Origin of the sequence: Agrobacterium sp. LAD9 (assembly GCF_003031125.1) — a bacterium.
In the GTDB taxonomy this organism is placed as follows: Bacteria; Pseudomonadota; Alphaproteobacteria; order Rhizobiales; family Rhizobiaceae; genus Agrobacterium; species Agrobacterium radiobacter.
The window spans coordinates 496,850-518,464 of record NZ_PHGS01000025.1; the positions used below are offsets into that span (position 1 = coordinate 496,850).

Here is a 21,615-nt window from a genome sequence, read left to right on the forward strand (position 1 = left end):
GACAGATCATGCCGCAGTTTTTCATCAACAGGCCTGTTTTCGCCTGGGTCATCGCCATTCTGATCGTGATCGCGGGGGTGATGTCCATCCCGCAACTGCCCGTCTCACGGTTTCCCGTCATCGCTCCGCCCAGCGTTTCGATCTACGCCACCTATACCGGCGCCACGCCGCAGACGATCAATGACAGCGTGACGAGCCTGATCGAACGCGAACTTTCGAGCGCGAAAAACATCCTCTATTTCGATTCATCGGCCGACTCCTCGGGCTCGGCCACCATTACCGTCACCTTCAAGCCGGGCACCAATCCCGAGCTTGCGCAGGTGGATGTTCAAAACCGGCTGAAGGCCGTGGAACCGCGCCTGCCGGAACAGGTCCGCCGCGCCGGACTGACGGTGGAATCGGCATCGTCAGGATTTCTGATGATCGTTTCGCTGAAATCGAAGGACGGCTCGCTCGACGCTCTCGCTCTCGATGATTATCTCGTCCGCAACATTGCGCCGGAACTGAAACGTGTCGGCGGTGTCGGTCGCGTGCAATCCTTCGGGTCCGAAGCGGCGATGCGCATCTGGCTCGACCCCGTCCGCCTTGTTGCCCATTCCATCTCCATGGCCGAGGCGACACAGGCCATACAGTCTCAGAATATTCAGGTCGCCCCCGGCCGTCTGGGTGAAACGCCAACCGTGCCGGGCCAGAAGGTCAGCGTGCCGCTCAGCGTAAGCGGTCAATTGCAGACGCCCGATGAATTCGCGCAGATCATTCTGCGTTCCAACCCAGACGGCTCCAGGCTGACACTGGGAGACGTAGCGATAATCGAAGTCGGATCACAGACATCGAGCTTCTCCATCCTCGATGGCGGCAAACCTGCGACGGCCGCCGCCATTCAGATGACGCCCGGCGCCAATGCGGTGAGCACCTCGACCGGTGTGCGGGAGCGTCTGGCGGAGCTTTCCACGACCATGCCGGAGGGAATGGAATTCGCCATCTCCTATGATACCGCGCCCTTCGTGAAGGTTTCGATAGAGAAGGTAGTCCAGACGCTCGCCGAGGCCATGGTTCTGGTTTTCCTGATCATGCTGCTGTTTCTCCAGAACCTGCGTTACACGCTCATTCCGGCCATCGTTGCACCAATCGCACTTCTCGGCACATTCGCGGTCATGCTGGCGATCGGCTATTCGATCAATGCGCTGACCATGTTCGGCATGGTTCTGGCAATCGGCATCATTGTCGATGACGCCATCGTGGTCGTTGAAAATGTCGAGCGCCTGATGGCTCAGGAGGGCCTGTCGCCGCTTGAAGCGACGCGCAAGGCGATGACGGAAATATCCGGCGCGGTCATCGGCATCACGCTGGTCCTGACCGCCGTCTTCCTGCCGATGGGCATGGCCTCCGGTTCGGTCGGTGCGATCTACCGGCAATTTACCGTATCGATGGCCGTATCGATCCTGTTCTCGGCATTTCTGGCCCTCAGCCTCACACCCGCTCTGTGCGCGACCCTGCTGAAGCCGGTCGGTCACGATCACCATCAGAAGAAAGGTTTCTTCGGCTGGTTCAACTGCGCCTTTGAGCGTCTGACCGCGCGTTATGCCGGCTGGGTCGCCATTCTCGTGCGCAAGACCGGGCGTACCATGGTGGTTTACCTCGCTATCATCGGCGCGGTTGCCTATGGATATGGCACGCTCTCGACGGCTTTTGTGCCGGATGAGGACCAGGGTTCCTTCATGACATCCTTTACCCTGCCGGCGGAGGCCACGGCCGAGCGCACCCGCGTCGTCGTCGACCTCTTCGAAAATCACGTCAAGACCCGGCCTGACATCGCCAATAATCTGACGGTGATGGGCTTTGGTTTCTCGGGCTCGGGCCCGAACACGGCGATGTCTTTCACCACGCTCAAGGAATGGGGCGAGCGTAAGACAGGCGTGGACGACGAAGTCGGCGCTGCGACCAGCGCGATGGCGGCCGCCGACGAAGGGCAGATATTCAGCCTCAAGCCGCCCGCAATCGATGAGCTCGGCACGACATCGGGCTTTGCGTTGCGGCTGCAGGACCGCGCCAACCACGGGGCGAATGCGATCGGCGAGGCTGCGGCCCAACTGACCCGGCTTGCGGCGGAGAGCAAGCTCGTGAGCGATGTCCGCATCGATGGTCTTCCCAGCGGCCCGAGCGTCACCGTGAACGTGGACCGGCAGAAAGCGAGCGCGCTCGGCGTGTCCTACTCGACCATCGCCGATACGCTCGGCGGGGCCATTGGTTCGACCTATGTCAATGATTTCCCGCGCGATGGACGCCTGCAGCAGGTGATCGTGCAGGCCAGGGCCGCAAGCCGCATGCAGGTGGATGACGTGCTCAACCTCCACGTCCGCAACGATGCCGGCAAGATGGTCCGCCTTTCGGAAATCGTCACGCCGCAATGGTCGACAATGCCGCTGCAGTTCACCCGCTATAACGGCTATCCCTCGACCAGCATTTCCGGCTCCGCCGCATCGGGCGTATCCAGCGGTAAGGCGATGGAAGAAATGGAACGGCTCGCAGCCAAATTGCCCAAGGGCTTTGCGGTTGAGTGGACCGGTCAATCGTTGCAGGAACGCCAGTCCGGTGCGCAGGCGCCCATGCTGATGGCGTTTTCGTTCCTCATCGTTTTCCTTGTTCTTGCAGCACTTTACGAAAGCTGGACTGTGCCGCTTTCCGTCATGCTTGTCGTGCCGCTCGGCATTATCGGCGCTGTCATTGCGGTGCATCTGCGCGGGCTGGAAAACGACGTGTTCTTTAAGGTCGGCCTGATCACGCTCATCGGGCTTTCGGCGAAAAATGCCGTGCTGATCGTGGAGTTTGCCCGAAAACGCCAGCAGGAGGGGCAGACGCTTACTGATGCCGTCATTGCGGCATCACGCCTGCGTCTGCGGCCGATCGTGATGACATCGCTCGCCTTCACGCTCGGCATCGTGCCGCTTGTCATCGCCAAGGGCGCGAGTTCGGAGACGCAGAACGCCATCGGCACCGGCCTTTTCGGTGGCATGATTTCGGCGACCGTGCTGGCGGTGCTCTTCGTTCCCGTCTTTTACGTCGTCGTGGCCCGTCTGCGCCGCAACTGATGCTGGAGGCAGGCCTCCGCCTCAGCGGACGCCTGCCTCCAAATTAGTAGTCCATGGCTCTGAGATCATCGAGCAGGTTCGGCCCTTTCGGCACCCAGCCGAGCTTCTTCCGTGTCAGGGCGCTGGAAGCCCTGAGATCCATTGAAGCGAACAGGGCAAACCAGCCGAAATGGGCGGCGGCCTCATCTTTGCCTATGGAAACGAGTGGCAGCCCCAGCCCCTCGGCAACGATCCCGGCAATATCGCGCACGACAACGCCGTCTTCCGCCACGGCATTATATCGAGCACCCCGTTCACCCCGAACGAGCGCCATCACGTATAGCTTTGCCACATCGTCCACATGACCAGCCGACCAGCGATTGCCACCGTCTTCGACATAAGCGACGACGCCTTTGTCGCGCGACATCTCGATATAGGGCGAGATGAGACCCTGCTTCACCGTGTCATGCACCTGCGGAAGCCTGATGACGCCGAGATTGACGCCCGCCTGCAATAGCTCCTGGCCCGCCAGTTCGGAGGCGATGCGCGGGTTGAAATGATGCGTGTCGAACACATTCTCCCGTGCAGGTTCGCCATTGCCGGGATCACCCATGCCGACCCCTGAGGTGATGAGCATCGGCCGTTCGGAGCCAGCCAATACAGAGCCCAGCGCCGCGATCACCCGGCGATCCTTTTCGCAATTGGCGGCAAAATTCGCAAAATCATGATCGAAAGCCGTATGGATGACGGCATCGGCAGTTTCCGCACCCGCGGCAAGCCCTGCCGCATCTTCCAGCGTGGCAATATGGGCGGAAGCGCCTGCGGCCTGCAACGCTCTTGCGCCGGCCTCCGAGCGGGTGAGACCGGTCACCTCATGGCCACTCGCCAGCAGTTCGCGAAGAATCCGGGAGCCGATGAACCCGGTGGCACCTGTCAGAAAAACACGCATATAAATCTCCCGCGTTGACGGGAGAGGTGATCTCATGAAGAATTGTCCTGTTAAAGTAGTGACCTTATCATGGTATAATTCTCAACAGGCTGCGGCGAGGAAATGCAATGACGGACAATGCACTCAGCACCTTCCTGCGCGATCGTCGCCTGCGGCTTGATCCCGCAACCTTCGGTTTTCCCATCGGCCGCCGCCGCACACCGGGCCTGCGCCGGGAAGAGGTTGCCCAGCGCGCCAACATAAGTCCGACCTGGTATACCTGGCTGGAACAGGGTCGTGGCGGTTCGCCCTCGGCGGATGTGCTGGATCGCATCGCCAAGGGATTGATGCTGACCGATCCCGAGCGCGATTACCTGCATATACTGGCCTTCGGACATCCGCCCGAGCAGCGTTACCGTCAACCCGAGACCATAACGCCCCGGCTACAGGGCGTGCTAGACGCCATGCCCTTCAGCCCCGCCATCATCAGGACGGCGACATGGGATGTTCTGGCATGGAACCGGGCCGCCGCCCTCATCCTGACGGATTACAGCAAACTGGCGAGGGAGAACCGCAACATTCTGCGTCTGATCTTCTCCGATGAACGGGTGCGCACCGCCCAGGAGGACTGGTGCAATGTCGCCCGCTATGTCGTCGGCGCGTTCCGGGCGGATGCTGCGCGCGCCGGCGCGGGGGCCGGCATCCAGCAACTGGTCGATGAGCTCTCTGCCGCCAGCCCCGAATTCAAGGCCATGTGGGATGATAACGAGGTCACAAGCATGCATGAGGGCCTCAAGCGCCTCCACCACCCGGTTCTCGGAACGATTGAACTGGAGTTTTCAAGCTTTGCGGTGGAGGGACGCTCGGATCTCAACATGATGGTCTATAATCCCGCCAATCCCGAAATGACCGAACGGTTTCGCTCGCTGATCTCAAAATCCGCTTGATCCCATCACGCCGTCCTATCCACAATCGGGGCGCTCCAGTTCCAGAACCGAGACGCCCAGCCAGCGAACGATACTCTCTTCAAGTTCCGCCTCGTCGGGGGTGGCGTCACAGGCCCATGCGACAATGCCATCGGGGCGTACCAGCAAGGCACTCAGTCCCATTCGATCTTCGGCATCCACAGCAACGTAGTCTAGCCGATCAGACCAGCGTTCCGCGACATTGCCGAGCATTGGGCGCGCATCGAAATCGAGTAGCACCGCATGGCAGCTCCGCAGGTGCTCATTCAGTCTTGTGCCGTCAAGGAGCGCGAAATCCGGCGCGCTGCGGCCGACAAGGGCTTGGGGAGAGCCAAGATCGTAGCGGATACCGATGCCCCAGACGCGCTCGGCGAAATAGGTTGCGCCATCGCGCGTGGCGGCGAGATCGCGGATGATGCCTTCCAGCGCCCGCGAGCTTCGGCTGGGCCGCATCAGCGCCACCTGCGCACGCGACCAGTCCAGAACCTGCGAGGCTATGGGTTGGCGCTCGATGGCATAGCTGTCGAGCAGGTCCGGCGATGCGTCGCCGCGAATGACGGCAGCGAGTTTCCAGCCAAGGTTCATCGCGTCGCCCAGGCCGAGATTGAGCCCCTGGCCGCCCAGCGGCGAGTGAATGTGGGCGGCATCGCCCGCCAGCAGCACGTGTTTCCGGCGATATTCCACCGCCATGAAGGCGCGGTCTGTCCATGTGGTGGCCAGATCAAGCCTTGTTACCGAAACATCCGTGCCCGAGACCCTGCGCAGCACCGCTTCGACATGTTCACGCGTGATCGGTGCGGAACGATGAAAGGCGCCACCGTCGAAATCGGCCATGGCGATCGTACCTGTTGGCGTGAACATGTACATGCCAGCAGCGGTATAGTGGCGGCCGGGCTTCAGCGCCCCGGCATCGGCCAGTTCGACCTGCGCGGAATAGCCGGTGAATTCGGGTTCAGTGCCGGCAAAAGCGATCCCTGCCACCTTACGCACTATGCTGCGAGCGCCATCGGCGCCGACAAGCCAGCGGCCCCGAAACACCGCGCCGCCCGCCTGAACGGCGATATCCTCCTCGGATTGCTTGAAGCCTTCCACGGCAAACCCACGCCGTATCTCGACGCCCAGAGCCTCGGCCCGCGCCGCCAGAACGGTCTCTATACTCGCCATATCGGTGGCAAGGTTGCTGGCCGAACCGGCAAGGCGATAAGGCCAGCGTTGCGCGTCGATCTGGTCATGAAAAAACTGGATGCCCGCGAAATGCCCGGCGGGCCGCCGCTGCCCTTTCATCCAGTGCGCCGTCCCGGGTGTGTCACGGCCTGCCTCCCGCTCTTTGATCGCCTCGAGCAGACCGCGTCGATCAAGGCTTTCGATCGTCGGCACCGTCAGGCCGCGCAGGCCGAAGGGAGGCCGTTTCAGGGGTGAATCCGGATATGGCGATGCTTCGAGAACCAGCACCGAGCAACCGGCCTGCCTTAACTCGCAGGCGAGAAACAGGCCGACCGGGCCAGCGCCGGCGATCAGGACGTCATGAAAACAAATAGAGGGTATATGCACGGTCGGGCTCCTTAAAGTCGATATTCGACCGGAGCGTTTCTCCAACCTGAGACCCACACGGACGAACAGATGGATGCACAATGCATCCTTCGTTCGTCGCGGGGATCTCCGACCAGAGGCCAAAGACCAGAGCTTCCGTTACCAGAAGGACTTGGGCTTACCAAACCAAGTCTGCCTTTTCCGACGGGGCCAAAATAGCGCAATGACTGGCGGTATGCAACGGATGCCGTTTTCGAGGCCAGTGAGGGCCATGCCAACGGTTTGAAGGTATCCACCCAACGCCGCAGCTGCGGTAGGTTCTCTCCACATGCGGATTGAATGCGTTATCTGTAAGCGCAATAGAGGACTGTTGGGGAAAGACTGAGTGATTGAACGAGCGCGCTGACGACTTCGGTATCGATCACTTCGCCTGAAATAACGATCTCGATGGTAATCGTCTGATCAAGCGAGTTACTGCGCCGTGCAAGCGATTTGACCGATAGCTGGTGATCTCCGATCTGTGCCATCAGGCGCGCCAGGACCTCGGCTTCGTTTTCGGCGGCCGTGCGAACCTCGATCGTATGTTGTTGTGCGGTGATTGGACCATGCGGAACGACCCTTGCAACCAGCCGGACCAATTTAGGAGACGTTATGTTGATCAGCAAGATCAGGAGCGTGGCTTCGGCCGCTTCGAACAGTTCTCCGTAGCCGGCCAAAACGCCGATCGCTCCGGTCGCCCAGACAGTTGCTGACGTGCTGAGCCCACGGATGTTATGGCCGTCGCGCATGATCAAGCCGGCGCCAAGAAAACCTATTCCCGTGACGACCTGGCCACCCATTCTGATGTCTTCGTTGACGTTGAGTATTGCAGGCAGCGCGCAATAGGCTGCGGCGCCAAAGGCGACAAGCGCATGCGTTGTCAGCCCGGTCATGCCTTGTCGCCATTGTCGCTCGAGGCCGATTATCGTTCCGAATACAACGGCCGCAATCAAGCGAACCGAGATGGACAACGTGTCATGGAGCCAAGGGATGAGGTCATTGATCAAGTGCGCCACCCGCCGATTTTTACACGCGTTACAAGTCTAAACTCCAGATTTTCCGAATGCGTCCAGCATAGAAACACTTATGAAACTGATGAAGTCGACCCCAAGATTTCATGAATTATATTGGGTGCTGCAGCATTCTTGCAGTGCCGATCATAGTTGAGGCACAGTGTCTGCAAAAGCATGCAGGAAGTTGGAAGTCCGGCGCACTTGCGGGGAGATGGGGCATGTTGACACTTCTGCTAAGCCTTCGATACGTCATGGCCCTTGCGTCTGTCGGCGTGATTGCAGCCTCGTCGCTTATGTTCTGGGAAGGTTTGTCGGCCATCGGCAAAGCCTTCGTCCAGGTTCGGACGAACCCCGATCAGGTAATTGTCGCAGCGGTGTTGCAGGGCGTCGACAAATTGCTCTTCGCTGTTGTTCTCGTGATTTTCGGCTGTGCAATTACGGTCGGTTTCGTTGTCAGTTCAACCGCAAACTGGAGAGCGCAACTCCCTCCCTGGATGCTGATAGAAGGCGTCGCCGAACTCAAGAATCTCTTCTTTCAGATGATCATTCTCTATCTCGTCGTGCATTTCGTGACGCTGGTCGCGGAATTGGAGGAGATGCCCGATTGGAATGCATTGGTGTTACCGGTTTCCATCCTTCTCCTCGCGGCTGCCATGAAGATCATCGCGACGACACACGGTTCGTCGCGCCATGTTGCGGAGACCAGTGACGTCAACCGTTCTTCTGCGGGAGACGACTAACTCACTACTTCTTGTAGTTGTGTCATATTTTTTTTGCGTTACAGCTAGTATCCGGTAGATGAAATTGTGAGTGGATGCAGTTCTAAGTACCTGCATTCTTTAGTTTTAAACGTGCATCTGCGGCTTACCGCAATAACTCTGTAGCCAAGATCGATAGTCGGCAGTTGCCTGTCAGCTAAAGATGGAGTGTGAGTTGAATGCGCCAATGTAACTTCATCACTATCCCAAGATTGAGATGGCTGTGTGCAGCCCTGTTATTCTCGGCGATTTCTTTCGATCTCAACGCGCAGCCACTTCAGAGCGTAGAAGTTGTTCCCGTACTATTGATGAATGTCTCTCCGAAATACGAATTCGTTGGCCGGGTAGAGGCGGCAAATTCGGTGGACATCCTCGCAAGGGTACCGGGATTTATCCAGCAACGAACGTTTCAGGAAGGGCAGATGGTCACTATTGGCCAGCCCTTGTATGTGATCGAGCAGGACGGCTATCAACTGGCGCTGGACGATGCGCAGGCTACGCGGGACGCCGCGCAATCCAGCCTCGTGAACGCCGAACAAAGCCTCAGCCGGAACCTTTCACTCGCCAGAGGCAGCGTTTCCCAGGCGGTTCTCGAGCAAAGTCAGGCCGCACGCGATTCCGCAGCCGCCAGTCTTCGTTCTGCCGATGTGAAGGTCAGCCAAGCCAGGCTGAACCTCAGTTACACAAAAATTTCCTCGCCGATCCAGGGGAGGATAGGTGTCTCGCACGTTTCCGTTGGCGGCTTTGTGGCCAACGCCACGACCGTGCTTGCTCGCGTGGTCCAGATGGATCCAATTCGGGTGGTTTTTTCGATAAGTGATCGCTCTATCCTCGACCTGCGCGCCGCCGCCGGCGGGGTTTCCAAGGAAGAGCTTGCGAGGCACTTCAAGACCAGCCTGCGTTTGTCCAATGGCCAGATTTACATTCAGACGGGCGAGATCGAGTTCCTCGACAATCAGGTTGATATGCAGACCGGGACGCTGGCCGTACGGGCGTTGTTTGCCAACCCGGATGCTTTGCTCGTGCCCAACCAGTTCGTGACTGTTGTCGTGACTGAGGGAGCGCCCGTGATGAAACCGGTGGTTCCGCAGGAGGTCGTACTGCAGGATCAAGAGGGGAAATATGTGCTCGTCGCCGGTGCCGGCGATCGTGCAGAATTGCGCCGCATCAAGGCTGATAACGAAATATCCGGCAACTGGATCGTGGAGGAAGGTCTCGCCGGTGGCGAGCGGCTTATTACGGGAAACCTCCAGAGTGTTGCCGAGGGTATGCCGCTCAAAGTGATGCCCGGGGATACCGGCGGCGCGGGAACGAAACCATGATAGGCCCCGGAAGCTTCATCCGGCTTCCCCGCTTTGCGATGGTTATCGCGATCGTCATGGTGATTGCCGGCGCCCTTGCGATGACGCAGATCCCGGTCACGCAATTTCCACCGATCACACCTCCCGAAATACAGGTTTCTGCGAGTTATCCCGGCGCCAACGCCAATGTCATGGCGGAAAGCGTGGGGGCTCTGATCGAGGAGCAGGTGAATGGTGTTGAAGGCATGCTCTACATGTCTTCATCCAGCACCAACAACGGCACCTATTCGCTCACCGTTACATTTGCCGTCGGGACGGATCCCGAAATTGCGCAGATCAACGTGCAAAACAGGGTGGCGACGGCGACGCCGCGTTTGCCGGCGGTGGTTTCGCAAACCGGCGTCACGGTCAGAAGCCGATCGTCAAGCATGTTGATGGGGGTCGCGATCTATTCGCCGAAGGGCACCAAGGATGCGCTCTTTGTCAGCAATTATGCCTCTATCAACATCAGAGATGCGTTGGCCCGCATTTCGGGTGTTGGAGACGCCGGCGTCTTTGGCCCCGCCTACAGCATGCGCATCTGGATGAACCCCGATCGCATGGAGGCGCTGGGTGTTACCGCGGCTGATCTTGGCGCCGCAATCCAAGCCCAGAACGCCCAGGCGTCCGCAGGCCAGATTGGCTCGCCGCCGATCTCGGACGGACAACAATTGCAGCTCACCATACTTGCAAAGGGCAGGCTGAGCGATCCCTCGGAATTCGGCAACATCGTTGTCCGCACCAACAGCGACGGGGCGATCGTGAGATTGCGTGATGTGGCGAGGGTCGAGCTTGGGGCTCAGTCCTATGACACCGTGTCGACCTTCAACGGAAGGCCGAGCGCGACGATTGTTCTTTATCAATCGGCCGATGCAAATGCCTTGTCGGTATCTCAGGCCGCGAGAGCCGAACTGGAGCGTTTGCAGCAGCAGTTCCCTGAAGACATCGCTTATACCTTAGTCTTCGACACAACGAGCTTTCTCAACGCGACGATCCAGGAAATCATCATAACCCTTGCCATAACATTCGTTCTGGTGGTCGCGGTTGTCTATGTCTTCCTGCAGGATTGGCGGGCCACAATCCTCCCGACACTCACGATTCCGGTTTCGTTGATCGGCGCTTTTACCGTTCTCTATTTCATTGGCTACTCTGCAAACACGATCACATTGTTCGCAATGGTTCTGGCGATCAGCCTTGTCGTGGATGACGCGATCATCGTGGCGGAAAATGCGCAGCGTGTCATGCAGGAAGAAGGGCTGTCGATTACCGACGCGACGCTCAGGACAATGGAACAGGTTACGGGCCCGATCATCGCAACGACGCTTGTGCTTGCGGCATTGTTTGTTCCCGTATCCTTTCTGCCGGGAATAACCGGACAGCTCTATCGGCAGTTTGCAGTCACGATATTGGTGACGATCAGCTTTTCGACGATCAATGCCCTCACTCTCAGCCCGGCGCTATGTGCCATGCTGCTGAAGCCGCCGCCGGCGAAACGGGCGAAGGTCTTTGAAAGGTTCAATTCTTCATTGGGCTGGATCAGGGATTTCTACATCCGGATGCTCCTTGCGCTGTCGACGCGTTTTGCCGTGTCGATCCTGGTCATCCTTGGGATTTTCGCCGGGACCTATGCACTGGTGCGCGTGCTGCCGACTGGTTTCATCCCTTCGGAGGATCAGGGCTATCTTTTCACAAATGTCCAGCTCCCGAATGCCGCAGCGATCGGGCGGACGGAACAGGCCGTGGCGCAGGTCCAGACAATTCTGCGCAACACGCCCGGCGTTGAAAACGTCATCGGCATTTCAGGCATGAGCCTCATTGGAGGAGGCGGGTCGAACGCCGGCATGGTGATTGCTGCCTTGAAGCCGTGGAGCGAGCGTGGCCCGGACGAAAGCGCCGATGCTATCCTGCGGAAACTCAGAGGCGATTTTACCGTATTTTCCAACGCCTCCGTCGTTGCTTTCAATCCACCCGCGATACCTGGACTGGGCACCACGGGCGGTTTCGATTTCCGGCTGCAGGCGCGCGATGGGCAGCAGCCGGACGAGCTTGGTCAGGTCATGCGCGGCCTCATAGGCAAGGCAAATCAGAGCCCCGATCTTGCTGGGGTGTTCAGCACATTCTCGGCCGATTCGCCGCAATTATTCATGGATATCGACCGAAACCGGGCGGAACTATATGGCGTATCGCCTGCGGCCATTTTCAGCGCCGCGCAGGCGCAGCTTGGTTCTGCCTATATCGATGATTTCAATCTTTCCTCCCGCGTCTTTCAGGTGCGGTTGCAAAACGACGGTCAATTCCGCTCTCGTGTCGAGGACATCCAGCGTCTCAGAGTGCGGTCTTCAAACGGTGCGCTCGTGCCAATACAGGCCGTGGCGTCTGTTTCCACGATATACGGCCCAAGCTCCATCAACCGGTACAATCTTTTTCCCGCTGCCGCGATCAACGGCCAGCCGAGTCCGGGCGTGAGCACGGGAGAAGCGCTTGTCGCGATGGAGAATGTCGCCGCTGAGGCGCTTCCTGCGGGATTTGGTTTCGAATGGACCGGGCTGGCGTTGCAGGAACGGCAGGCTGGCGCGCAAACCGCCGTGCTGCTCATCATGGGCGTTGTCTTCACCTACCTGTTCCTCGTCGCCCAGTATGAGAGCTGGTCGGTGCCGTTAGCCGTCATATTTTCCGTAGTTGCTGCTGCGGCCGGCGCGCTGTGCAGCCTCCTGATTGCGGGTCTGGATCTGAATGTCTACGCACAGATCGGACTGGTTCTCCTGATAGGGCTTGCGGCCAAGAATGCAATTCTGATTGTCGAATTTGCCAAGGACCGGCGGGAGGCGGGCCTCGAGATTACCGAGGCTGCACGGTTGGCCACATTCCAGCGTTTCCGGCCCGTCTTCATGACGGCGATGGCGTCCGTTCTCGGCGTGCTACCACTGGTTTTTGCGACGGGGGCCGGAGCGGCAAGCCGACAGGCGATCGGCGTCTCGATCTTCGGCGGCCTGCTGGTCGGCACTTTGGTCGGCATTCTGATCATTCCACTTCTATACGTCCTTGTTCAGACCACGCGGGAAAGGATCAAGTCGTCCTGGTTTGGCAGGCACGCGCAACCCCGGCAACCGATGGCAGGCGAGGGGGAATGAACCATGTCCGGAAAAGATGACGCAAAGCTGTCGCTGGTAACGTTGACGGGCATGGTCGTCGGCTCCATGGTCGGCGCCGGGATATTTTCGCTGCCGCAGGCATTCGGAAAGGCGACCGGACCGTTTGGCGCGATTATCGCCTGGACCATCGCCGGAATTGGCATGCTCATGGTGGCGTTCGTTTTCCAAGCCCTGGCGCAGCGGCGTCCGGACCTGGATGCCGGCATCTTCATGTATGCGAAGGAAGGCTTTGGAGACTATCTCGGCTTTCTCTCGGCGCTTGGTTACTGGGCAGCGGCTCTTCTCGGAAACGTGACCTATTTCATTCTGGTGAAATCGACGCTCGGTCTGTTTTTTCCAGCTTTTGGTGATGGCAACACGTTGATTGCGGTTGCGACATCGTCCGTATTGCTGTGGGTGTTTCACAGTCTGATCCTGAGAGGTATCCGGCAGGCGGCGGCGCTCAATACCGTGGTGACAATAGCCAAGATCCTGCCGATCTTCGCGTTTCTCCTGCTGGTCCTGATGGCCTTCGATTGGGAGACTTTTCGTGAAAATTTCTGGGGCGCCAGCGAAGCCGGATTAGGGCCGCTTGCCAGCCAGGTCAGAAATACGATGCTGGTCACCGTTTTCGTATTTGTCGGGATAGAGGGCGCGAGCGTTTATTCGAGATACGCGCGAAAGCGCGCCGATGTTGGAACCGCCACGGTCACCGGCTTTCTGTTCGTTCTTGCTCTGATGCTGGCCGTCACGCTGCTCTCATATGGGATCATGCCCAAGGAAGAGCTTGCACAGTTGCGCAACCCGTCAATGGCAGGGGTGCTGGCAGCGGCCACGGGACCGTGGGGAGCGGTCTTCGTCAGTATCGGCCTGGTCATATCTGTCGCCGGCGCTTATATCGCCTGGGTGCTTCTGGCGGCGGAAATCCTCTATTCCGCGGCGACTAACAAGACCATGCCAAAGTTTCTCGCCAGGGAAAACAGGTCTGGCGTTCCGGCCAACGCGCTCTGGCTGACGAACATCATTGTCCAGCTGTTTCTGATCGTATCGATGTTTTCGAACTATGCGTTCATGCTCGCTGTCGCAATGACGAGCTCCATGATCCTTGTGCCGTACCTGCTTGTTGCGGCATTCGGCGTGAAAACGAACTTGCAGCGCAATGGCGCACTGATCAAAGGCAAGCTCAATCGGACTGAAACGATACAGTCACTTATCGCACTGATCTACACCGCCGGACTTATCTATGCGGCCGGAGTGAAGTATCTCCTTCTGACGACCTTGATCTATGCTCCAGGTACTTTGCTTTTCTTCATGGCAAGGACTGAGCAAAGTATGAATCTATTTAACCGTCTGGAGTGGATTATCTTTACAATTCTGGGTGCCGGATTTTGTATGGTCATTTTCAGTATTATGAACGGTTATCTGGTTATTTAGTTTTTGCGATTGGCGAAGAGGTGTTTGCTCGCTTTTGCGAGCTTGGTGCTGAATTTATACTTTAATGGGAGAGGTATGTTTATGGCAACGTCGCAACAGAAACTCACGTTATTCTCACTGACGGCAATGGTTGTCGGCTCCATGGTGGGGGCGGGTATTTTCAACCTTCCGGGCCGCTTCGGATCTGCCACGGGACCCTTTGGCGCGATCATCGCCTGGGTTATCGCGGGGACGGGCATGTATATGCTCGCGCGCGTCTTTCAGGCGCTCGCGGAGAAGAAGCCGGATATAGATTCAGGTGTTTTCGCCTACGCCAAGGAAGGTTTTGGAAACTACATGGGTTTCCTTTCCGCCTTCGGTTATTGGCTCGGCAGTTGCCTTGGCAACGTTTTTTACTGGGTTTTGATCGGCTCGACTCTCGGTCGCTTTTTTCCGTCAATCTTCGGAGATGGAAGCAGCGCGACGGCAATCATCGTATCGCTTGTCGGCATATGGGCGTTTCATTTCATGATTTTGCGCGGCGTGGAGCAGGCGGCTTTTGTCAATACGATCGTTACCATTGCCAAGATCGTTCCGATCCTGGTCTTCATTGTGGCGTTGATCATATTCTTCAACTACACACAGTTTTCCGAGAACTTTTTCGGTGGCGCCGACATGCCCGTGAAGTCGCTTGTCTCACAAGTGCGGGATACGATGCTTATTACCGTTTTCGTGTTCCTCGGCATCGAAGGGGCAAGCGTTTACTCCCGCTTCGCCCAGAAACGATCTGACGTCGGCTCTGCCACGATCCTCGGCTTCGTTGGCGTTACGGGCCTCATGGTCGCCGTAACGTTGCTGCCCTATGCGGTCTTGCCCCAATCGGCCATTGCAGCGGTTCAACAGCCATCCATAGCCAGCGTTCTCGAAGCGGTCGTTGGGCATTGGGGTGCTGTGTTCATATCCATCGGCGTCCTGATTTCCGTTCTCGGCGCATATCTGGCGTGGTCTCTCATTTGCGCGGAAGTGCTTTTTGCCGCAGCCAAGTCGCAGGACATGCCGAAAATGTTTGCAGAGCAGAATGGCAACAGGGTGCCCGCAAATGCGCTTTGGCTGACCAATATCGTTGTCTCGCTTTTCGTCATTTCGACCTACTGGTCGCGAGATGCATTCAACTTCATGCTGGACATGACAAGCGTGACGGCGCTCTTGCCCTATCTTCTCGTTGCTGGCTACGGCGTGCTGGTGGCTCGTCGGGGTGAGGGTTACGAGACCACGCCGGAACAACGGGGGCGCGATCAATTCTTCGCCTGGGTTGCGGTGGTCTACACGCTCTTTATGTTTGCCGCCGCCGGTTTGAAATATGTCCTGCTTGTCGCAGTGCTGTTCGTGCCGGGCACCATTCTCTACTTCTGGGCACGGCGCGAACAGAAACTCACATTGTTCACACCGGCCGAACTCATCGTGTTCGCAGTGACGATTATCGGAGGCCTGGTTGGGGCCTACGGATTGCTTACAGGTATCATCACACCCTAAACTGAGAGGCGAAGGTCATGACACAAACGACACCTTTTGGCGTTCATTCCGAAGTTGGGCAACTGCGCAAGGTCATGGTCTGCGCCCCCGGGCGAGCGCACCAGCGACTGACACCAAGCAATTGTGACGCGCTTCTCTTTGACGATGTCCTGTGGGTGGAAAACGCCAAGCGCGATCATTTCGACTTCATGACGAAAATGCGGGATCGCGGAATCGAGGTCTTGGAGATGCACAATCTCCTGGCGCAAACCGTGGCCATACCGGAAGCCAGAACCTGGATTCTCGATCAACAGGTCGTGCCCAACCAGATCGGGCTGGGTCTTCTCAATGAGGTCAGGTCCTATCTCGAAGGACTGGGAGATCGGGAACTCGCCGAAACGCTGATCGGCGGATTGTCGACCTTTGAGTTTCCGGACAGTGTCGGGGGAGAGCAGCTCGCTCTGATACGCGATGCTGCGGGGGTCAACGAATATCTCCTGCCACCTCTGCCGAATACCCTCTACACACGGGACACGACATGCTGGATCTATGGCGGCGTTACCCTCAACTCGCTTTATTGGCCGGCGCGTCATGAGGAGACGATCCTCACCACGGCTATCTACAAGTTTCATCCGGACTTTGCGGGCAAGGTCAATGTCTGGTGGGGCGATCCGACCAAGGACTGGGGCCTTGCCACGCTGGAAGGCGGTGACGTGATGCCGATCGGCAAAGGCAATGTCCTGATCGGCATGAGCGAACGTACGTCCCGTCAGGCCATCAGCCAGGTCGCGGCCGCCTTGTTCGAAAAGGGAGCGGCGGAACGTGTGATTGTCGCCGCCATGCCCAAGCTGCGCGCAGCCATGCATCTCGATACGGTCTTCACCTTCGCCGACCGCGACTGCGTCCTGCTCTATCCGGATATCGTCAACGGTATCGAGGCCTTTTCTTTCCGCCCGGACGGCAATGGAGGGGTCGAACTGCACAAGGACAAGGGCAGCTTTGTTGAGACTGTCAGGGATTCCCTCGGCCTGAAAAAGATGCGCGTCGTGGAGACCGGCGGCAACGACTATATGCGCGAGCGAACCCAATGGGACAGCGGCGCGAACCTCGTATGTGCTTCACCTGGCGTCGTCTATGCCTATGACCGAAACACCTACACCAATACCCTGCTTCGCAAGGAGGGTATCGAGGTCATTACGATCACCGGCGCCGAGCTTGGGCGCGGTCGCGGCGGCGGCCATTGCATGACGTGCCCGATTGTCCGCGATGCCGTTGACTATTGAAGCATTTCACGAAACCGCTGGGAGCGCGCACCTGACACGCGCGCTTCCTGTCTTGCCGTAATGGGATGCCGTCATCCAGGCAGCCCCTGTTGAGGAGACGACGCCTCATGCAAAGTTTCGGACGGAAATATAGCCATCTGGTCCACAGTGCTGGCTGCGGCTGCTTCAATCCTTCGCTGCAGACCGTCTCGCGTCGGCTGGAATCCCTGTCGAGACGGGGATTCCTGGCGGGTCTCGCAGCTGCCGCGCTTTCGACCGGAATGCCGAAGTCCTCCGCTGCCCAGGAAGCCCAGTCGAAAACCGTATTCCGCGAGGTGCGTCTTTTCGACGGTAAATCAGGCACGGTGCAAACGGGGGTGCAGGTCCTTGTAGAAAACGGGAAAATCGCCGCTGTTGACCCGGCCAACAATCCGGTACCCGCAGACGCGACCGTCATAAACTGCCGCAATGGTGTTCTGCTGCCGGGTTTGATCGATGCTCACTGGCATACGATTTTTGCGGCGGTTCCCCTTAATATCCTCTTGGCGGGAGACCCCGGTATCATTTTTGCGGCCTCGACTGCCGAAGCCGAGCGGACGCTCATGCGCGGCTTCACAACGGTGCGCGATCTTGGAGGACCTGTATTTTCATTCAAGCAGGCCGTGGACGCAGGGATGATACCCGGGCCACGCATATTCCCGTGCGGGGCGATGATAACGACGTCAGGTGGTCACGGCGATTTACGTTTGCCGACGGAAATCCCAAGGGATGGAGGGCGGCTAAGCTCAAGCGAGCTGATGGGGGCATCGGCAATTGTCGACGACATAGGCGAGATGAGATTGCGTGTTCGGGAGCAATTGCTCCAGGGAGCATCGCAGATCAAGATCGTCGGAAGCGGGGGTGTGTCGTCTCCGCGAAGTCCGCTCGACATGACGACATTCAGCGAGGAAGAGCTGCGGGCAGCCGTCGAGGTGGCGCGGGACTGGAACACCTATGTTACGACCCACGCCTATACGCCTCGCGCGGTGCAACGGGCGCTGGCAGCGGGTGTCGCCTGTATCGAGCACGCCCATCTGATCGATGAGGAAACGGCGAGAATGATCGCCGACAAGGGAGCATGGCTCAGCATGCAGCCCTTCCTGACGATGGAGGACGCGGCATCGCAGATCGGACCGGGTCTGGAGCGTATCCAGCAACTATTCGCCGGCACGCCCAGAATCTATGAGTTTGCCCGGAAATACGGGATCAAGACGGCCTGGGGGTCGGATGTTCTGTTTTCGCCGCAACTCGGTCCGCGTCAGAATTTCATGCTCACGCATCTGCGTCACTGGTACACAAGTGCAGAAATCCTGCAGATGGCGACGTCCGGCAATGCGGAATTGCTGGCACTTTCCAGTTTCCGCAATCCCTATCCCGGCAAGCTCGGTGTGATCGAAGCCGATGCACTGGCAGATCTTATCGTCGTTGACGGGAATCCGCTCGATGACATCAGCCTCATGGAAAATCCTCAGAAATACCTTTCCGTCATCATGAAGGATGGCCGCATCCATAAAAACATTCTTTGAAATCAATCCATCCGGGCTCTACGGCGGCCGCCGAAGGCCAGCTTTAGCGCTTTAGGCCACGAGACAAGCGAGCACGCCCGATTTGGCAGCTGTCAGGAGCGGAAAATGCCGGAAGCACCTCGCAGACCGATGACAGGCATGCTCGTTTCCGGCATTCTCGTTTTGGCTCTCCTGTTCACAGCGCAAGCGGTTTTTGCGCCCTTATTTTTCGCTCTCTTCATCATCGCCATCGTGTGGCCTTGCCAGCTTGCCTTGCAGACGAGGCTTCCGCGTCTTCTGGCGCTGCTGATCACGTTGATCATCACGATCGGCTTCATCGTCGCGATCGGTTCCTCGCTCGCCTGGGGATTGGGCAGGCTGGGCCAGTGGCTGTTCATGAATGCCGACCGCCTGCAAGCCACTTATTCGGCTGTCGTGGATTGGCTGGAACAGCATGGCATAGCGATAGCCGGGCCGATCGGGGACTGGTTCGATGTCACCAGACTGCTGTCGGTTCTGCAGAACACGGCGGGGCGCCTGAACAGCTTCGGCGGGTTTACGCTGCTGGTGCTGATCTTCGTCATGCTGGGGCTTCTGGAGGTCGAGGATTTCGCCGTTCGCTTGGGGCTGCCGGCTGCGCAGCCTCACGGCCAGATCATCCTTGCGGCGAGCCGCATCATCGCAATGAAATTTCGCCGTTTCATGCTTGTGCGTACCTTCGCCAGCATTCTCACGGGATTGCTCGTATGGCTCCTGTCCATCGGTGCGGGATTGGAACTGGCCGCGGCCTGGGGCGTCATCGCATTTGCCTTCAACTACATTCCGTTTCTGGGGCCATTGGTGGCGACGACCCTGCCGACCCTCTTCGCCATTGCCCAGTTCGATACCTGGCAGCCAGCACTGCTTATCTTTGTGAGCCTCAACCTCATACAGTTCGTTATCGGCAGTTACCTCGAACCGAGGCTGGCGGGTGCATCACTGGCCATATCGCCTTTTGCGGTCATCTTTTCGGTGTTCTTCTGGAGTTTCATGTGGGGGTTGGCCGGAGCCTTCATAGGGGTTCCGATATTGATCACATTCATCGTCTTCTGTTCGATGGTCGCCTCCACGACGTGGCTCGCCACCGTCCTTTCAGACAGCGAAACTGCAAATTCAGATGGGTAGGAGCGGCGAGATGCGTATACTCAACACGATTACATTGCTTCTTATCGTCATCGGCGGGCTTGACTGGCTTCTCATCGGCCTGTTCCAGTTCGATCCCATAGGGCTTTTGTTGGGAGGCCCGGGCGCCATCCTTGCGCGTATCATCTATACGTTGATCGGGGTTTCCGCTCTCTGGCAACTCCTTCCCCTCTTCGGTGCGGTGGCTCGTCGCGACGCTGAAGCCAAGATAAAGCGTAGCAATGTCCATCGGCCATAGATGATGCAATCTGCTCCGGGGGCACCATTTTTGGCGGAGCAGAATGTCGTTGTGAAAGCGCAGGACGACCTGATCCTTCGCGGCTATAGCCTGATCTCGTCCTATGACCGATGGCGTTGAAACCGCCCGGCCACCCAGACATATCGGCTTCGCCGGATATTCCATACCCATCGTCCCTCAATCCATCGATAGCCCTTTCGTGGAGGAGGAGTGTGTTCTTTCCGTTTCGGCGGCGGCGGCGGGCGTCTGCCCACGGGAGCGCGAGGCCCCACCGTTTCCGAGGATGCTGCCCCTGGTACCAGTATCAAGGCTCCAATGAGCTGAAGAAACAATCTGCGATGTCTTTCCATTTCACTCACCTCTCGCGTTATTACATTGAACCGGCGGATCGACGTGGCAATGCCGGATGGTTGTCTTCGTCCAGCAGTTCGGCGGCCTCCCTGAGAATACGTTCATCCTCGGAGTTGGCCGGCGAGACGGAAAGCGTGCCCGTTCCCACCGTTCCCGCCGTCAGGGCCCTCAAGGGAATCCGGGGCAGCATGGTCGCCAGCGTGACGAATCTGTCGTGTCTGATCCTCGTCGGCGCTCTCACATCGCTAATATCGATGATCTGGAGATTGCGTTCTTCGGCCAATGCGATGGTGCGGGGATCGTCGATATCGAGCGCCCCGGCTTTGGCTGATGCGCCTGACAGCCATCGTGATGTCGCGAGAGCGAGATCGTCCTTTGTGGACAGTACGATGATCGGTTTTTTCAGGTTGCCGACGACTTTCAGTTGCTTCCGGAAGATATCGATGTCGATATCAGGCGCGGCAAGTATCACCTGGTCGATCTGGCCAAGGGAAAGACTTTTCGACTGAAGGCGCAATTGCCGCAATGTCTCGACGGTCAGCCAACTGCCCATGCTATGTGCCAGAATTTTCGTCTCGACTTTTCTGGTGCCGAGATCATCAAGGGTTTGCACGAGTTCGTCACGGGAGAAATTGCTGGAATCCCTGTCGGCGAGATAGCTCGAGAAATTTCCCCGAGACGGCCACGCAAACAATATCGGTGTGCTCCTGGCGTCAGCATCGGCCGATATCTGGACGAGCCGGAACAGGCTTTCCTGAAAATTGTTGTTGTAACCGTGCACGAAGACCAAAGCCGAGCGCCCGGCTGCAGCCATATCGATGAATTTCTCGTGAGAGATAACTTTGCTTTCGATGACCGCAAAGGAAGACGCGGCATTTGGTGTTCCGCGTGGCCATTCGATCGTCCCCGGTCTGTGTCCCGGTGGAACCGAAACGACCATGCGGAGATAGGTCGGATATTGGGCTCTTTCGCTGGAGAAGCCGTTATTGCCCAATTTATCCGGTTCGCGCGTTGTCACGACCAGAATTGTCTGCTGTGTCGCGCCCCTTGCCGGCTGCACGACCTGCAAACTCGCCTGGCCTGGCCGCGCACACGAGGCCAGGAAAAGACATACAGAAACACTCAGCAAAAGGCATAACGCCTTAAGGGTGGATACCCCGAAACACCTTGGTTTCTCCAACATGGCGAGATTAAAACATACCCCGAGGATATTGGTAAATAGGGATAATATCATGCTGCCAGGTGATGATCATCGGACGAGTTCTTGCAGCGCTTGCCGAGGGAGACGCTAAGCACCACAACGATCGTCAGAGCCGCAGGCCGGATGCCAGGAGGTGGATA

16 protein-coding genes are annotated in these 21,615 nt (G+C 58.1%); 11 read left to right on the forward strand and 5 right to left on the reverse strand.

The window, feature by feature from the left end; genetic code table 11:
• The first annotated feature begins 8 nt into the window (after positions 1-8).
• Positions 9-3,089, forward strand: a complete 3,081-nt coding sequence (locus tag DA915_RS23755; protein WP_107677488.1) for a multidrug efflux RND transporter permease subunit — start codon at positions 9-11, stop codon at positions 3,087-3,089.
• Between the two features lie 43 nt (positions 3,090-3,132).
• On the opposite strand, the gene DA915_RS23760 is transcribed toward DA915_RS23755, so the two are convergent.
• Entirely contained in the window at positions 3,133-4,017 is an 885-nt protein-coding gene (locus DA915_RS23760; protein WP_107677489.1) for an SDR family oxidoreductase, read from the reverse strand.
• A gap of 107 nt (positions 4,018-4,124) precedes the next feature.
• On the opposite strand from DA915_RS23760, the gene DA915_RS23765 reads away from it, so the two are divergent.
• The gene (locus DA915_RS23765) at positions 4,125-4,943 is read left to right on the forward strand and encodes a helix-turn-helix transcriptional regulator (RefSeq protein ID WP_107677490.1); all 819 of its coding nucleotides are present in this window, start codon (positions 4,125-4,127) and stop codon (positions 4,941-4,943) included.
• Positions 4,944-4,958: 15 nt separating this feature from the next.
• On the opposite strand, the gene DA915_RS23770 is transcribed toward DA915_RS23765, so the two are convergent.
• Together DA915_RS23770 and DA915_RS23775 are read right to left on the reverse strand one after the other, a co-directional pair.
• On the reverse strand, positions 4,959-6,512 hold the full coding sequence (locus DA915_RS23770; protein WP_107677491.1) for an FAD-dependent monooxygenase: 1,554 nt from the start codon (positions 6,510-6,512) through the stop codon (positions 4,959-4,961).
• A gap of 323 nt (positions 6,513-6,835) precedes the next feature.
• Positions 6,836-7,537 (reverse strand): MgtC/SapB family protein, encoded by a 702-nt coding sequence (locus tag DA915_RS23775; protein WP_244600781.1) that lies wholly within the window; start codon positions 7,535-7,537, stop codon positions 6,836-6,838.
• A gap of 224 nt (positions 7,538-7,761) precedes the next feature.
• Here DA915_RS23775 and DA915_RS23780 point away from each other — a divergent pair, with 224 nt between their 5' ends.
• The 9 genes from DA915_RS23780 to DA915_RS23820 all read left to right on the forward strand — a co-directional run bounded on the left by DA915_RS23780 (position 7,762) and on the right by DA915_RS23820 (position 19,923).
• Positions 7,762-8,283, forward strand: a complete 522-nt coding sequence (locus DA915_RS23780) for a YqhA family protein (protein WP_003508248.1) — start codon at positions 7,762-7,764, stop codon at positions 8,281-8,283.
• 197 nt (positions 8,284-8,480) lie between these two features.
• Positions 8,481-9,623: an efflux RND transporter periplasmic adaptor subunit gene (locus DA915_RS23785; protein ID WP_107677492.1), complete on the forward strand. Its 1,143-nt coding sequence runs from the start codon at positions 8,481-8,483 to the stop codon at positions 9,621-9,623.
• Complete coding sequence (locus DA915_RS23790; protein WP_107677493.1) at positions 9,620-12,772, forward strand: efflux RND transporter permease subunit; 3,153 nt, start codon at positions 9,620-9,622, stop codon at positions 12,770-12,772. Before DA915_RS23785 ends, DA915_RS23790 begins: the two co-directional genes overlap by 4 nt.
• 3 nt (positions 12,773-12,775) lie before the next feature.
• Complete coding sequence (locus DA915_RS23795) at positions 12,776-14,206, forward strand: basic amino acid/polyamine antiporter (protein ID WP_107677494.1); 1,431 nt, start codon at positions 12,776-12,778, stop codon at positions 14,204-14,206.
• Positions 14,207-14,287: 81 nt separating this feature from the next.
• Positions 14,288-15,718, forward strand: a complete 1,431-nt coding sequence (locus DA915_RS23800; protein WP_099086982.1) for a basic amino acid/polyamine antiporter — start codon at positions 14,288-14,290, stop codon at positions 15,716-15,718.
• 17 nt (positions 15,719-15,735) lie between these two features.
• Positions 15,736-16,980: an arginine deiminase gene (arcA, locus tag DA915_RS23805; RefSeq protein ID WP_003508257.1), complete on the forward strand. Its 1,245-nt coding sequence runs from the start codon at positions 15,736-15,738 to the stop codon at positions 16,978-16,980.
• 107 nt (positions 16,981-17,087) lie between these two features.
• Positions 17,088-18,524, forward strand: coding sequence for an amidohydrolase family protein (locus tag DA915_RS23810; RefSeq protein WP_107677495.1), 1,437 nt, complete (start codon positions 17,088-17,090; stop codon positions 18,522-18,524).
• A 105-nt stretch (positions 18,525-18,629) separates the two neighbouring features.
• Positions 18,630-19,667 carry an AI-2E family transporter gene (locus DA915_RS23815; protein WP_107677496.1) on the forward strand — a complete coding sequence of 346 codons (1,038 nt, stop codon included), beginning with the start codon at positions 18,630-18,632 and terminating at the stop codon, positions 19,665-19,667.
• A gap of 10 nt (positions 19,668-19,677) precedes the next feature.
• Positions 19,678-19,923 carry a DUF378 domain-containing protein gene (locus DA915_RS23820; RefSeq protein WP_060723529.1) on the forward strand — a complete coding sequence of 82 codons (246 nt, stop codon included), beginning with the start codon at positions 19,678-19,680 and terminating at the stop codon, positions 19,921-19,923.
• 101 nt (positions 19,924-20,024) lie between these two features.
• Here the strand turns inward: DA915_RS23820 and DA915_RS29490 are convergent, their stop codons facing one another.
• Positions 20,025-20,273, reverse strand: coding sequence for a YXWGXW repeat-containing protein (locus DA915_RS29490; RefSeq protein WP_080570356.1), 249 nt, complete (start codon positions 20,271-20,273; stop codon positions 20,025-20,027).
• Between the two features lie 20 nt (positions 20,274-20,293).
• On the reverse strand, positions 20,294-21,334 hold the full coding sequence (locus DA915_RS23830) for an alpha/beta hydrolase (protein ID WP_162722620.1): 1,041 nt from the start codon (positions 21,332-21,334) through the stop codon (positions 20,294-20,296).
• Positions 21,335-21,615 lie beyond the last annotated feature (281 nt).

Coding starts and splice junctions, on each gene's coding strand:
- DA915_RS23760 (WP_107677489.1), bottom strand. CDS start 4,017: ATGCGTGTTTTTCTGACAGGTGCCACCGGGTTCATCGGCTCCCGGATT.
- DA915_RS23755 (WP_107677488.1), top strand. CDS start 9: ATGCCGCAGTTTTTCATCAACAGGCCTGTTTTCGCCTGGGTCATCGCC.
- DA915_RS23790 (WP_107677493.1), top strand. CDS start 9,620: ATGATAGGCCCCGGAAGCTTCATCCGGCTTCCCCGCTTTGCGATGGTT.
- DA915_RS23780 (WP_003508248.1), top strand. CDS start 7,762: ATGTTGACACTTCTGCTAAGCCTTCGATACGTCATGGCCCTTGCGTCT.
- DA915_RS23785 (WP_107677492.1), top strand. CDS start 8,481: ATGCGCCAATGTAACTTCATCACTATCCCAAGATTGAGATGGCTGTGT.
- DA915_RS23765 (WP_107677490.1), top strand. CDS start 4,125: ATGACGGACAATGCACTCAGCACCTTCCTGCGCGATCGTCGCCTGCGG.
- arcA (WP_003508257.1), top strand. CDS start 15,736: ATGACACAAACGACACCTTTTGGCGTTCATTCCGAAGTTGGGCAACTG.
- DA915_RS23815 (WP_107677496.1), top strand. CDS start 18,630: ATGCCGGAAGCACCTCGCAGACCGATGACAGGCATGCTCGTTTCCGGC.
- DA915_RS23800 (WP_099086982.1), top strand. CDS start 14,288: ATGGCAACGTCGCAACAGAAACTCACGTTATTCTCACTGACGGCAATG.
- DA915_RS23820 (WP_060723529.1), top strand. CDS start 19,678: ATGCGTATACTCAACACGATTACATTGCTTCTTATCGTCATCGGCGGG.
- DA915_RS29490 (WP_080570356.1), bottom strand. CDS start 20,273: ATGGAAAGACATCGCAGATTGTTTCTTCAGCTCATTGGAGCCTTGATA.
- DA915_RS23795 (WP_107677494.1), top strand. CDS start 12,776: ATGTCCGGAAAAGATGACGCAAAGCTGTCGCTGGTAACGTTGACGGGC.
- DA915_RS23810 (WP_107677495.1), top strand. CDS start 17,088: ATGCAAAGTTTCGGACGGAAATATAGCCATCTGGTCCACAGTGCTGGC.